The sequence below is a fragment of the Loktanella sp. DJP18 genome, assembly GCF_049310965.1.
Lineage (GTDB): Bacteria > Pseudomonadota > Alphaproteobacteria > Rhodobacterales > Rhodobacteraceae > Loktanella.
Genome location: NZ_JBMERN010000011.1, coordinates 68,434 through 81,149 on the forward strand (window position 1 = coordinate 68,434; position 12,716 = coordinate 81,149).

General features: G+C 65.8%; 15 protein-coding genes and 1 pseudogene. 5 read left to right on the forward strand and 11 right to left on the reverse strand.

What is annotated here, in order from left to right:
• Positions 1 to 78: 78 nt before the first annotated feature.
• The 6 genes and pseudogenes from ACOI1H_RS05285 to ACOI1H_RS05310 form a co-directional block, all read right to left on the reverse strand.
• Positions 79 to 312 (reverse strand): annotated as a pseudogene (locus ACOI1H_RS05285) (hybrid sensor histidine kinase/response regulator); the annotation flags it as partial.
• Between the two features lie 99 nt (positions 313 to 411).
• The gene (locus ACOI1H_RS05290; RefSeq protein WP_422435696.1) at positions 412 to 636 is read right to left on the reverse strand and encodes a hypothetical protein; all 225 of its coding nucleotides are present in this window, start codon (positions 634 to 636) and stop codon (positions 412 to 414) included.
• Complete coding sequence (locus ACOI1H_RS05295; protein WP_422435722.1) at positions 633 to 1,061, reverse strand: FIST C-terminal domain-containing protein; 429 nt, start codon at positions 1,059 to 1,061, stop codon at positions 633 to 635. The genes ACOI1H_RS05290 and ACOI1H_RS05295 overlap by 4 nt, the downstream gene beginning before the upstream one ends.
• Before the next feature lie 9 nt (positions 1,062 to 1,070).
• Complete coding sequence (locus ACOI1H_RS05300; RefSeq protein ID WP_422435698.1) at positions 1,071 to 1,778, reverse strand: FIST signal transduction protein; 708 nt, start codon at positions 1,776 to 1,778, stop codon at positions 1,071 to 1,073.
• 36 nt (positions 1,779 to 1,814) lie between these two features.
• The gene (locus tag ACOI1H_RS05305; RefSeq protein ID WP_422435700.1) at positions 1,815 to 2,510 is read right to left on the reverse strand and encodes a LuxR C-terminal-related transcriptional regulator; all 696 of its coding nucleotides are present in this window, start codon (positions 2,508 to 2,510) and stop codon (positions 1,815 to 1,817) included.
• A gap of 99 nt (positions 2,511 to 2,609) precedes the next feature.
• Positions 2,610 to 4,376: a PQQ-dependent methanol/ethanol family dehydrogenase gene (locus tag ACOI1H_RS05310; RefSeq protein ID WP_422435702.1), complete on the reverse strand. Its 1,767-nt coding sequence runs from the start codon at positions 4,374 to 4,376 to the stop codon at positions 2,610 to 2,612.
• Positions 4,377 to 4,594: 218 nt separating this feature from the next.
• Here ACOI1H_RS05310 and ACOI1H_RS05315 point away from each other — a divergent pair, with 218 nt between their 5' ends.
• Both ACOI1H_RS05315 and ACOI1H_RS05320 read left to right on the forward strand, forming a co-directional pair.
• Positions 4,595 to 5,563: an ABC transporter substrate-binding protein gene (locus tag ACOI1H_RS05315; RefSeq protein WP_422435704.1), complete on the forward strand. Its 969-nt coding sequence runs from the start codon at positions 4,595 to 4,597 to the stop codon at positions 5,561 to 5,563.
• Positions 5,560 to 6,171, forward strand: a complete 612-nt coding sequence (locus ACOI1H_RS05320) for an ABC transporter ATP-binding protein (protein ID WP_422435706.1) — start codon at positions 5,560 to 5,562, stop codon at positions 6,169 to 6,171. The genes ACOI1H_RS05315 and ACOI1H_RS05320 overlap by 4 nt, the downstream gene beginning before the upstream one ends.
• An 86-nt stretch (positions 6,172 to 6,257) precedes the next feature.
• Here the strand turns inward: ACOI1H_RS05320 and ACOI1H_RS05325 are convergent, their stop codons facing one another.
• Genes ACOI1H_RS05325 through ACOI1H_RS05345 form a run of 5 tightly spaced genes read right to left on the reverse strand, consistent with a single transcriptional unit; the run spans position 6,258 to position 10,394 of the window.
• A complete protein-coding gene (locus tag ACOI1H_RS05325) occupies positions 6,258 to 6,782 on the reverse strand; it encodes a tetratricopeptide repeat protein (RefSeq protein WP_422435708.1) in 525 nt (174 codons plus the stop codon).
• Positions 6,783 to 6,785: 3 nt separating this feature from the next.
• Positions 6,786 to 7,574 (reverse strand): ABC transporter permease, encoded by a 789-nt coding sequence (locus ACOI1H_RS05330; RefSeq protein WP_422435709.1) that lies wholly within the window; start codon positions 7,572 to 7,574, stop codon positions 6,786 to 6,788.
• Entirely contained in the window at positions 7,571 to 8,290 is a 720-nt protein-coding gene (locus ACOI1H_RS05335; RefSeq protein ID WP_422435711.1) for an ABC transporter ATP-binding protein, read from the reverse strand. Before ACOI1H_RS05335 ends, ACOI1H_RS05330 begins: the two co-directional genes overlap by 4 nt.
• Positions 8,287 to 9,243: a PQQ-dependent catabolism-associated beta-propeller protein gene (locus tag ACOI1H_RS05340; protein ID WP_422435713.1), complete on the reverse strand. Its 957-nt coding sequence runs from the start codon at positions 9,241 to 9,243 to the stop codon at positions 8,287 to 8,289. The genes ACOI1H_RS05335 and ACOI1H_RS05340 overlap by 4 nt, the downstream gene beginning before the upstream one ends.
• 2 nt (positions 9,244 to 9,245) lie before the next feature.
• Complete coding sequence (locus ACOI1H_RS05345) at positions 9,246 to 10,394, reverse strand: ABC transporter substrate-binding protein (RefSeq protein ID WP_422435714.1); 1,149 nt, start codon at positions 10,392 to 10,394, stop codon at positions 9,246 to 9,248.
• Positions 10,395 to 10,550: 156 nt separating this feature from the next.
• Here ACOI1H_RS05345 and pedF point away from each other — a divergent pair, with 156 nt between their 5' ends.
• Genes pedF through ACOI1H_RS05360 form a run of 3 tightly spaced genes read left to right on the forward strand, consistent with a single transcriptional unit; the run spans position 10,551 to position 12,692 of the window.
• Positions 10,551 to 11,246 carry a cytochrome c-550 PedF gene (gene pedF / locus ACOI1H_RS05350; protein WP_422435716.1) on the forward strand — a complete coding sequence of 232 codons (696 nt, stop codon included), beginning with the start codon at positions 10,551 to 10,553 and terminating at the stop codon, positions 11,244 to 11,246.
• On the forward strand, positions 11,246 to 12,148 hold the full coding sequence (locus tag ACOI1H_RS05355; RefSeq protein ID WP_422435717.1) for a substrate-binding periplasmic protein: 903 nt from the start codon (positions 11,246 to 11,248) through the stop codon (positions 12,146 to 12,148). The genes pedF and ACOI1H_RS05355 overlap by 1 nt, the downstream gene beginning before the upstream one ends.
• A gap of 19 nt (positions 12,149 to 12,167) precedes the next feature.
• Complete coding sequence (locus tag ACOI1H_RS05360; protein ID WP_422435719.1) at positions 12,168 to 12,692, forward strand: CoxG family protein; 525 nt, start codon at positions 12,168 to 12,170, stop codon at positions 12,690 to 12,692.
• Positions 12,693 to 12,716 lie beyond the last annotated feature (24 nt).

The window sequence follows — 12,716 nt, forward strand, 5'->3', positions numbered from 1 at the left end:
TCCTCGCGCTCCAGGCCTGATGATGTCGGTGACGTCGGTCTGCATGATGACGGTCTGACGGTCGGGTGTGCGCTGTTCGCTGACCTGCAACCAGCGGTCGCCCGCCATGTGGACGTTGAAGGCGGCGGAATCGTCGGTGTGCCGCGCCATGCGCTGCCGCATCCAGTCGTCCGGCGTGGTCCCGTCCGGCAGCCGCAGGCTGGGGCTGCGCGATACGAGGTGGACGTAGTCCGAAAAGGTCATGCCGGGCTTCAATTGCTGCGCGACACTGGTCAGGGCGCTGGCGAACCGACTGTTGCACAGCACCAGCACGTCGGAACCGTCGAACAGGGCAAAGCCTTCGCCGATCGTCTCGATCGCGTTGGCCAGGTCGCGGCGGGCGGCGTCGGTCGTGCGCTTGGCCTCGGCGAGTTAGGTGTTGGACTGGTTCAGCAGCGCAAGGGACTGTTCCAACTCGCGCGTGCGGGCACGGACCGTGTCTTCCAGCAGGACGGCGCGCTGGAACTGGGCATAGGCCGCGTCGCTGTCGTTGTTCATCTGTTCCACCCGCCGGATCAGCGCGGCCGAGATGGTCAGCAGTTTTTCGTTCTGGCGGTCGATGCTGTCGGCAGGATTGATCAGCGACGCGGACGTCATTGCACCACCGCACCCGGCGGATAGATCGCCACGCCGGTCATCGTCTGGTTGATGTGCAGCCCGCTGTGCTGTTCGCCGTAGGTGGAAAAGCCGACGACGTTGTGATCCGCCAGCACGCGGCTGACGGCGCCGGTCAGTTGCTTCTGCTCTGCCTCGATCCGGCGCAGGATGCAGTCGAAGGCGATGATCGTGTCGGGCTGGGCCGTGGCCGACAGGGCGGCCAGTTCGCGCGCCAGATGTTCCGGCATCGGTTCAGAGGTCGCAAGTGTCAGCACCATGCCTTCGTCGATGGCCGAGAAGAAGACGAGTGCGCCCTCGCTGGTGACGCGCTGGATCGCGCGAACGTGGTGGCGCCCGCCAAAGCGCACGACGACGGGGTGTGCTGCAAAGGTGAAGGGGTCAAGCTGCGCAGGGTCCTTGCCCAGAAGGCGCGCCTATTCAAAGGCGGCGTTCTCGGCGTTGATCTCGTGCACGATCCGCGCCTCGGGGTCGGCACGGGTCACGACCATGCGGCGGTCGGTCGGCGTCAGGTTGTCGAGGCTGAAGACCTTGACCGGACAGATCGTGCGCACGCAGGTCAGCACGGCGACATTGGTCATGGCGGCCCCGCCATAGCCGACCAGAGTGGCCGCGAACCGCGTGCCGTCGCCGGAAGAACCGCCGAACAGCGGCACCTGACCGAGGCCGTGCATCGCCATCGCCACGACCGCGTCCTCGCGCCAGGACAGGCCGTCGACCAGCAGGATCGCGAATTCGTGCTGCCAATGAGGTGCTGTTGCGGTCAGCGCCGCCCGCTTGCGGATGATGTCACGCACCGTCGTGTCCGGGTCCAGCGCGCGCAGGTCGGGGATCAGCACCGTTTCCGTCTCGAAATGGCTGGCGGGCAGGGCGATGGCGACGATCCCGCCCTCGCGGTAGCCGCCGCTGATCTCCCCCGCCGTCACGCAGCCGATGACGCTGGTGCCCGGCAAGGCGTCGGTGAGGTCGGCGATCAGAGGCGCGAAGTCGACACCGGGCGCGGCAAAGACCGCCACCAGCGACAGCCTGTCCTGACCCAACGCGGCTTGGATGCGCGCGGCGGCATCCGGTCCGGGATCGGCCACATGAACCCGGCGCACCAGTGCGCTTTGCGCTGCCCTCATGACGATCCCCTCCACCGGATGCATCAGACTGGCGCGTCAGGGGGTCTTTTGCAACAGGCTGGAATAGCTCGCCTCTTGCGCAATCAGCACGGCCTGCGTGCGGCTTTGCACGCCCAGCTTGCGCATGATGGCGGTGACGTGGGCCTTCACCGTCGTCTCGGCGATGGACAGGTCGTAGGCGATCTGCTTGTTCAACTTTCCCTCGCAGATCAGTTGCAGGATCGTGCCCTGCTGGCGGGTCAGCTGGCGCAGGCGGGCAACCGCATCCTCGCGGTCGGTCACCGGCACTTCGGCGCCTTCGGTCATGTCGATGTCGTCGGGCACATAGACCTGCCCGGCGGCGATGGCCTGAAACGCAGTGCGAAAGGTGTCGCGCTGCGCATGTTTCGGCACAAAGCCAGAGGCACCGGCCCGGATCGCCGCACAGATGATCCGGTGATCGGCCATCGACGACACCACGACCAGCGGCACCTGCGGGACGGACCGATGCAGACGGATCAATCCGTCAAGGCCGGTGACGTCGGGCAGGTTCAGGTCCAGCACGATCACGTCGGGCGGCGGCCCGTCCAGCACGGCGGCAAGCGCCGGTTCCAGCCGTTCGAAGACCGTGATCGTCTCTATCCCCGTCACCGCCCGCAGGGTCAGCTGCAGGGCATCGCAGAACAGCGGATGATCGTCGACGATCATTGCGCGGGCATCGCGGCCAAAGATGTGCTGCGGATCGGCTGTCATAGGGGTCCCTCTTGCGTCAGTCTGACGCGCTGCAGCCTGCCGGGCAAGGCCCGGCCTGCCGCGACGGAGGCGTGCTGACCGCACGCCCCCGCCCTTGTCCTAGTTGGCTTCCGCGAACTGGCGCGGCAGCTTGAACGTCCACAGCATGCCGCCCTGATTCAGGTAGCTGACGGTCTGCGCGACCTCACCACCCCACAGCGGGACGGCACCGCCCCAGCCCGACATGATCGAGACATACTGCTCTCCATCCTGATCCCAGGTGATCGGCTGGCCGACGACGCCGGACCCGGTCTGGAACGACCAGAGTTTCTCACCCGTCTCGTCGTCGAAGGCGATGAATTCACCCTCCGGCGTGCCGGTAAAGACAAGGCCGCCGGCGGTGGTCATCACGCCACCCCACAAGGGCGCGGGGTTCTTGTATTCCCACTTGATCTCGCCGGTGTCGGGGTCGATTGCCTTCAGACTGCCGATGTAGTCCTCGTACAGCGGCTTGATCGTAAAGCCTGACCCGAGGTATGCCGCGCCCTGCCTGTAGGTGACAGGCTCGTTCCAGATATCCATGCCCCATTCGTTGGAGGGCACGTAGAAGTTGCCGGTCTTCTGGCTGAAGGCCATCGGCATCCAGTTCTTGCCACCCAGGAACGACGGCACGGCGAACACGGTTTCGCCCTTGGCGCCATCGGCGGCGGCGGCGGGGTCGCCCGGACGGTTGTCCTCGTTGTAGATCGGACGGCCGGTGTCGTCGATGCCCGACGCCCAGCTGATCTGCGTGACGAAAGGCGACGCGCTGACAAAGGCACCGTCCTCGCGGTTCAGCACGTAGAAGAAGCCGTTCCGGTCGGCCGTGCCGTAACGCATGTTGCCGGCGCGGTCAGTGTAGGCCACGACCTCGTTCACGCCGTCATAGTCCCAGCCTTCGCGCGGGGTGGTCTGGAAGTGCCACTTGATCTCGCCCGTGGCCGGGTCGAGGCCGACGCGGGAGGCAGCATAGAGGTTGTCGCCCGCGTTGCCTTCGGTGGGCGTGCCCGCGTTGCGCAGGTGGCTGTTCCAGGGCGAAGGGTTGCCCGCGCCGAAGACCAGCGTGTCGGTTTCGGCGTCGTAGGACCCGCCAAGCCAGGTTGCCCCGCCGCCCGTCTTCCACATGTCGCCGGGCCAGGTCGCGTTCAGCGTGCCGGTCATCGTCGATTCCGCACCGTTCAGCGTCCCCATGTGGCCTTCGATCATCGGACGGGTCCAGACGATCTCTCCGGTGTCGGCGTTGCGGGCCTGCACTTCGCCGACGATGCCGAATTCGCCGCCCGAGTTGCCGGTGATGACCAGGCCGTTCACGATGATCGGTGCCGCGGCGTAGGAATAGCCGGCCTTGTAATCCGCGATCTTCTGGTTCCAGACCACGTCGCCGGTCTTGCGGTTCAGCGCGACTATGCGCGCGTCCAGCGTGCCGAAATAGATGTTGTCGCCATAGATCGCCGCACCGCGGTTCACGACGTCGCAGCAGGGCAGGATGCCTTCGGGCAGGCGGGCATCGTATTGCCAGACTTCCTTGCCGGTCACGAGGTCGATGGCGTAGATGCGCGAATACGACCCGGTAATGTACATCATGCCGTCATAGACGATCGGCTGCGTTTCCTGCCCGCGTTGCTTTTCGCCACCCAGGCTGAAGGCCCAGGCCGGGATCAGGTTGGCCACGTTGTCCTTGTTCAAGGTCTCCAGCGGGGAATAGCGCTGCAGGCTGCGTCCCATCCCGTTGGTGACGACCTGCGTCGTGATGGTGGCGTCGTTGGCGATATCCTCGTCGGTAACCTGGGCCTGCGCCATGCTGCCGGCCAGTATCATGGCCGTCACGGCGGTAATGAACCTGTTCATCCGCGTTCTCCTCCCTGTTGATGTGTCGATGTCTCCCCGGTCCTCGCCGCGCCGTTGACGCAGGGTACGACCTTCGGACACTATCGGGCGATAAGCGGTGCGGCGAAATGACACCATGGTCGTAGACTTGGGCCGCGCGCGGGTCCGCCTGCGCCTTTTGTCTTATTTCCCCCCGCGCACCGCCCTATAAGATGAAGAAATTCAAGGGGGGACCATCCATGACGATCCAGACAGCCATTACCGCCGCCGTTCTTGCGCTGGCGGCCACAGTCGCCACGGCTCAGGACGGTACCATCCGCGCTGCCGTGCAGGAATCGGGGACCGTCAACTGGGAACTCGACACGATCAAGCACTATGGCTTTGACACCGATAACGGCTTCACCCTCGACGTGCAGGGCATGGCGGGCGGCGACGCGGCACAGATCGCATTCCAGGGCGGGGCGGTCGACATAATCGTCAGCGACTGGATCTGGGTCGCCCGGCAGCGGGCGGCGGGCGCGGATTTCATATTCATTCCCTATTCCCGCGCCGTGGGCGGCATGCTGGTCCCCGCCGACAGCCCCGCCCAGTCGCTGGCCGACATGGAAGGCAAGACCATCGGTATCGCGGGCGGGCAACTGGACAAGAGCTGGATCATCCTGCGCGCCTACGCCCAGCAGGAATACGGCATCGACCTTGCCACGCAGACCGAACAGGTCTTTGGCGCGCCGCCCCTGATCATGAACGCCGCGACGACAGGCGAAGTCGATGGAGCCATGAACTTCTGGCATTTCCTGGCCAAGATGAAGGCGGCGGGGATGCGCGAACTGATCTCGGTCGATGAGGCCGCCAGTGCGCTTGGCCTCGACCCGGCGACACCGCTTCTGGGCTATGTGATGCGCGGCGACATGCTGCGCGATCACCCCGAGCTGGTCGCGGGGATGGCAAAGGCCAGTGCCGCCGCCAAGGCAAAGCTCGCCACCGACCCTGCCGCGTGGGATCGCCTGCGCGACCGCATGAACGTAGAGGACGACGCGCAATTCACCGCCTTGCAAGACGGCTTCAACGCGGGCACCCCGGTGCCGGGTGCCGTGAACCTCGAAGCCGCTGACAGGATGCTGAAGGTCATGGCCGAACTTGGCGGCACGGAACTTGTGGGCGACGTCACCGCCTTGCCGGATGGCCTGTTCTACACCCCTGCTGAATGAGCGTCGTGACCCTTGATCTGCCGGGGTTCTCCTTCGGGGGAACCCCGGTTCTCGGGCGGCTGGCCCTAACCGTCGATCGCGGTGAAACGCTGGCGCTGACCGGTCCGTCCGGGATCGGCAAATCGACGCTACTGCGCATCATCGCTGGCGTCTATGCGGCCAAGGGCACGCGCCGCATCGCCGGTCGCGTCGCCTTCGTGTTTCAGGAGCCGACCCTGCTGCGCTGGCGCACCGCATGCCGCAACATCGAAATCGCCGCACAGGTCAGCGAGACCAAGGCCCAATCCGCTCTCGCAGAGGTCGGCCTCGATGCCTATGCCGACCGCTTTCCCGATCAACTCTCGCTTGGACAGCAGCGCAAGCTGGCCCTCGCCCGCGCCTTCGCCTGCGATCCGGACCTCATGCTGCTGGATGAACCCTTCGTGTCGCTCGACGCAGCGGCGGCCGACGACATGATGACCCTCTTCGCAGCCCTGCGCGCGCGCCGGGACATGGCCTCGATCCTCGTGACCCATGCGACAGAAGAAGCGCGCCGCCTTGCCACGCGCACCCTGACCCTGTCCGGCAGTCCCGCGACGATCACCGCAGAGGTTCAAGCGCCAGTCTGAATTCCCGAGCCCCTGCTTCTTCTGGTTGGAAATATTCCACGGGGGTCCGGGGGGGGGTGAAACCCCCGGTCCGACGTTGCCAAGTTTCAGTTCATCGGTGCATAGCGCCAGTTGTCCGCATCGGGTGTCACCGCTTCCGGGTCGTAACCCGCCGACTGCAACCGTTGGGCAATCGGCAGGCCCGTCCGGGCCGCGGCGTCGATCAGCGCCCGTCCGGTGGCTTCGTCTTGCGGCACGCCGTAGCCACGCAGCAAGGACAGGCCATAGTTAAATTGGCCGACGGAATCCCCGGCCTCCGCCGCGCGGCGATCCCACTCCGCCGCCGCATCCGGGTCGTAGTCTCCGCCGAACCCGTTGTTGTCGAGGTATCCCATCCAGGTCATCGCCCCGGGATAGCCGTCGCCGGCGCAGGCTTCGAAGGTCTTGCGCGCGGCTCCGTGCCGCCCGGATTTTGTCATCAGATAGCCTGCCGCGCAGTTCGTCATGCTGGTGCGGCCCGCATCGATATCCTCCAGCACCTTGTTCATCGTCAACTCTTCGGGGTTTGTCGTGCCGAATGCGTCGGCCAGCGCCAGACCCGGTAACATCATCAAGGCCAGAACAAGTCGCATTCTCTATCCTTTGCGTGTGATCAATCCGCGCGCGGGGTCGTAACCCCACAACGCGGCGGCCATGAAGACGGCCAGGGCCAGCAGGGACCATCCCAGCGCGGCCAGGTTCAATTGGCCGTAAAGCGCAAAGCGGACCAGTTCGACGCCCTGGGTAAAGGGGTTCACTGCGCAAAGCAGATACAGCAATTGCGACGATTCGGCCATCTTCCACAGTGGGTAAAGGGCCGACGAGACGAAGAACATCGGGAAGATGACAAAGTTCATCACCCCCGCGAAATTCTCCAACTGCTTGATCAGGCTCGACAACGCGAGCCCGAGCGCCCCCAGCATCAGCCCCGTGACTGCCAGTGCAGGCAATGCGGCAAAGTAGCCCCAAGGCGTCATCACGATGCCGAAAGCGGCAGCGATGGCCAGAAAGGCATAGGCCTGCATGATCGAGATCACGGTCCCGGCCACCAGTTTGGCCCCCAGCAGGAACCAGCGCGGCAGGGGGGCGGTCAACAGCAGGCGCATCGACCCCATCTCGCGGTCGTAGACCAGGGACAGCGACGACTGCATCCCGTTGAACAGCAGGATCATGCCGCACAGGCCGGGGACGATATAGGTCTGATAGCTGATGTAGGTGGAATAGGGCGGGATGATCGCAAGTCCCAGCGCTGCGCGAAAGCCCGCGGCGAAGACCAGAAGCCAGATCAGCGGCCGCACCAACGCCGAAATGAACCGTCCGCGTTGCTGAACAAAGCGCAGCGCCTCGCGCGCGACGATGGCGCGCAGGGCGATCCACCAGATCACGCAGGCACCAGCGTGCGCCGCAGGAACACGTCGCGCAGATCGCCGCCGTCGGTCAAGGCGGCGCAGGGTCCATCCGCCAAAACGCGACCCTTGTGCAGGATCACCACCTGATCGGTCGCGCGCACCTCGTCCGTCAGATGGGTCGCCCATAGGACGGTCAGGCCCCGACCCGCGCACAGGTCATGGACGTGATCCACGATCCCCCCGCGTGACGCCGCATCCAGCCCCACGGTCGGCTCGTCAAGCAGCAGGACCGCTGGATCGTGCATCAACGCGCGGGCGATCTCGGCCCGCCGCCGGTGACCGCCGTTCAGGTCACGCGCGCGCTCGCCCGCGCGTTCCGCCATGCCCATGATGTCCAGAACCGCGTCGACCCGCGCGGCGGCCTTCACCCCCGCCAGCCCGTGCAGGGCGGCGAAGTACAGCAGGTTACGCCGCACGCTCAGGTCCAGATCGAGGGTGCCTTGCTGGAACACCACGCCGATCCGCGCCATCGCACGGCGTGCGTCGGTGCCAAGGTCGTGCCCCGCCACGCTGATCGCCCCTTCGCGGGTCGTGAACAGCCGCGTCAGCAATCCGAACAGCGTCGACTTGCCGGCCCCGTTCGGCCCCAGCAGGGCGCAGAAGGTGCCGGGTGCCACGGTGAACCGCACATCGTCCAGCGCGCGCTTTGCCCCATAGGAAAAGCCGATGCCGATGACCGCGAGTCCGCTCAATCCGTCACCCGAAGGGCGGCACCCCAGGGAAACCGTCCCACCGCGATCGAGGTCTCGGCCGTCTGGCTGGCCACGTCGATCACGGTCACGTCGCTGCTGACGCCGTTGGTGGTGAACAGCTTCGTTTCGTCCGCGTTGAAGGCCATGTGCCAGACCCTGCGTCCCGTCAGGATGTAGCCTTCGACCGCGTAGGTCTCTGCGTCGATGACCGCGACATGATTGGCGGGGCCAAGCGCCACGAAGGCCGTCTTCTGGTCCTGCGTCACGACCATGCCCACGGGCTGGATCAGTTCCGGCAGGATCCCCGGAATCTCGAACCGGATCTTCGCCATTTCGGTCTGGTCGGCCGCATTGAAGATCGTGACGGTCCCGCCGATCTCGGCGCTGACCCAAAGCTCTGTGCCGTCCTTGACGAAGGTCGCGTCGCGCGGTCGGCTGTCGACCAGCGTGTTGGCGTAAAGCGTCTGGGTTTCCGTGTCGATCCAATGCGCCATGTTCGTGGTCTCGGAGGTGGTGACCGCGGTCTTGCCGTCCGGACTGACGGCCATGCCTTCGGGTTCGATCCCGACGCTGATCTGGGCCACGACGGTGCGGCTCTCCACATCGACGACCGTGGTGATCGCGTCATCCTCGTTCGCGATATATAGGTGCTTGCCGTCCGGGTGCAGCACGAACTGTTCCGGGTCCTCGCCCGATGGCAGGTCGTGCAGGATTTCACCCGACACCGGATCGATCACCTGCACCGTGTTGCTGGCCGAGGCGCAGACATAGGCGACCGAGAAATCATGCGCGAATGTGATGCCGCGCGGACGCTCTCCGACCGGGATCGTGCGCGTGACCTCCAGCGTGTCGGCGTCGATCACGCTGACGGTGTCGTCACGTTCGTTGGTGACCCAGATTTCATCCGCAGAGACCGGGGTCGCCACGAGGGCCAGCAAGGCAAGAGTTTTCATGGTCATTCTCCGAAGGCTGTGCAGGGAGATTCCGGGCGGTCGCCGCCCAGGGTGTCAAGTTCCGTCACCGGATGCAGGAACCCCTCCAGCGGGGCCACGGCGACGATGGCGCGGGAATCGACCAACGGAATCGGCTGGCGCAGCTGGCCATTCCAGGCGCGGAACGACAGAGGGCGTCCCTTGAACCCGGCCAGCGTGAAATCGGGACCCAGCATGTAGGCGCGCAGGGTCGCGACGTCGGCGGTGCCCGTGCGGGTCACCGCTTCTCCGATCGCGCGGATCGCGGCCCAGGCGCTGTAGTCGGTGGCGCGCATGCCCCGCCCGGCAAGGTCGCGAAAGCGGGACTGCAACTGTTCCGCGCCCCATTGTTCGATGACCGCCGACCAGGCGACGGGCGTCAGTCCCTCTGACCCGCCGACGGGGCGCGGTTCCCAGGTGTTGTAGTTCAAATACCGGCCGAAATCGTGGATTTCGTCCGCAACCAGCAGCATGTCGAAATCGCCAAGGCGCTGGGTAAAGCTGGGCACTTCATCGGTCGTGGTGCGCCGGATGTCGCCGGTGAACCCCCAGGGTTCATCGCCGCGCAGGCGCAGGTCGAACTTTGCCGCGCTGGCCCGCAGGGCGTCGGCGAAGGCCCGGTCAACCGGGGCAGGGCCGGTCACAAGGGCCACGTCCGTCCAGCGTTTCGTCACGAGGAACTGCGCCAGCGCATCCGCCCGCATCGCAAAGCTGGGGGCCGCATGGAACAGGTTTGCGCGGCAATCAATGCCGCGCAGGCTGTCGTCAGCGGCCGCCACGTTGAAGACCAGCGCATCCGGGTGCGCGTCGGCGATACCCAGCACCACAGCCGCCGGGGCCTGCACCGCGACCAGGCCGGTCGCGTCGGCACTGGCGGCCAGCAGCGCCTCTGCCGTGGTCGCCGTGATCTCGGTCAAGGTGTAGCTGTGGTTCAGGAACTGCCCTGTGGTGGCATTGTCCGCCACGCCAAGTTGCGCCCCCGCGATCCCCAGATCGGCGGGATCGGGGTCGATGTCGGACAGGGTCTGCGGCTTGCGGTCGTCAAGTCGCAGATAGGTCACGGCGACGTCGATCTGCGCCGTGGCCATGCCCGACCAACCGGCGATCACGGTCGCAAGACACCATTTCAACATGACGGGCTCCTCTTGCGGCCCAGACTAGCACCCCCCGTCGCATCGGCGGCATACGACCAAGGTCGCCCTCCCCAAAGGCATGGCACAAAGGTCCAATACCGAACAGGCGCCGATGCGGTCTATGACTTGTGCCGACGCTTCTGGGAGGAGACGAAGATGACATCCACGTTCGCGCGACTGGTCGTGCAGGCCGCCGCATTTGCCTGCGTGGCGGGCGCTGCCGTTGCCGCCGGCCTGCCGCTTGGCATCACCGAAGTCGACAATGCCGGTCTGCCCGACGTGGGCGAGGACTGGCTGACCGAAAACCCCTATCGCGATGCCGGACAAGAGGTCTGGTCCCGCGCGATCGAGGTCGGCGAGAGCGCCTTTACCCAGAACTGCGCGCGATGCCACGGGCTCGGCGCGATTTCTGGCGGTCTGGCCCCCGACCTGCGCCTGTTGCAGGCGGCGGATTACGATGACGAATGGTTCACGGAGCGCTTTCGCGCCGGCATGACGCAGGGCGGCATCACCAAGATGCCCGCATTCGAGGACGTCCTGAGCCAGAAAACCGCCTGGGCGGTCCGCACCTATATCGAGACGCGCCCGGACGATCAGGCCGTGATGGCCGAAAGTGCGGCGCTGAAGGGCATTCGCGATGAACTGGCACAATGGGCCAAAGGTGAAGGCACCCCCGACGACGCCGCGATGAAGGCGAAACTGGACGAGATCGCCAGCCGGATCCCGACCCTTTCGGGCGCGCCCGTCGCGGACAGCGTGGCCTTTCACGCCGCCTCGCAGCTGGACGGGACACCCGAGTCCTACGGCATCGCGGCAGAGACGCTGACCGTCGGCCTGTCGGTCCACGAGTGATGCGCGCGGGGTCCGCCCTTTCCCTTGCAGGTCTGACCTGCCTGGCGCTGGGCTGGACCGCGCCCGCCTTTGCGGCCTGCGAAGGCTATGTGCCCGAACCGCGCCAGCAGAACGCCAGCCGCGATATCGTGGGGCAGGACCTCGACACGATCCAGGCACAGGGCTTCATGACCTTTGCCGCCTACGAAAACTTTCCGCCCTGGTCTTTTGCAGAGGGGGACCAGCCCGCCGGTGTCGATATCGAGATCGCTCGCCTGATCGCCGACACCCTGGGGGTCGAAGCCCGCTTCACTCTGGTTGCCGCCGGCGAGACGGTAGAGGCCGACCTGCGCAACTGGATCTGGCAAGGCCCGCCGACGGGCGGGACCGTGAACAATGTCATGCTGCACGTGCCCTACGACGTGAACTTTGCCTGCCGGGTCGATCAGGTCGTCTTCACCGGGCAATACGCCAGGGAAAGCGTCGCGATTGCCTACAACACGTCGGATTATCCGGACGATCCGCCGGTGCCGGCCTACTTTCGCTATGACACGGTCGGCGTCGAAAACGACACCATCGCCGACTTCTACCTGGCCGGCATCGGCAACGGCATGCTGGTGCCGAAGATGCAGCATTACCCGACGGTTGCCCTTGCGATGGACGCGATGGCGCAGGGCGAGGTGATGGCCGTCATGGGTCCGCGTGCGCAGCTTCAGGCCGGTCTGACCGACGCCGGGGCCATCCACCAGCCGCCACTGCCGGGACTGGCGGTCGGCACCTGGACCATCGGTCTGGCGATTCACACCCGCTACCGCTACCTTGGGTATGCGGTCGACGATGCGATCCGCGCCGCCCTCGACGACGGGCGCATCGCCGCGATCTTTGCCGCCCACGGGCTTACCTATGATGCGCCCCAGCGCTGACTGAACAGGAAGACAGGATATGGAACTCAAGGACGAACGCGACATCGCCGCCCCGCCAGAGGTCGTCTGGGCCGCGTTGCTGGACGCCGATGTGCTGCGCCGCTGCGTGCCCGGCTGCACCGAGATGTCGGGCAACCCCGAGGACGGCTTCGAGGCGACGGTGGTCCAGAAGGTCGGCCCGGTGAAGGCGACCTTCAAGGGCGAGGTGACGCTGACCGAGATGAAGCCGCCCCACAGCCTGACCATCACCGGTCAAGGCAAGGGCGGCCCCGCGGGCTTCGCCTCTGGCGGGGCGGACGTGGTGCTGACCCCGACCGACACCGGCACGAAGCTGAGCTACGACGTGAACGCCAAGGTCGGCGGCAAGATGGCCCAGCTTGGCAGCCGCATCATCGACGGCTTCGCCCGCAAGATGGCGGACCAGTTCTTCGACGATTTCAAGGCGGTCGTGGAAGGCGCGGATGCGATGGATGCACCGGCGCCAGATGCGCCCGCAGAGGTGAAGAAGGGTTGGGTCAAGCGCCTGATCGGGTCCAAGGATTAACGGAACAACAAGGGAGGACAGGTC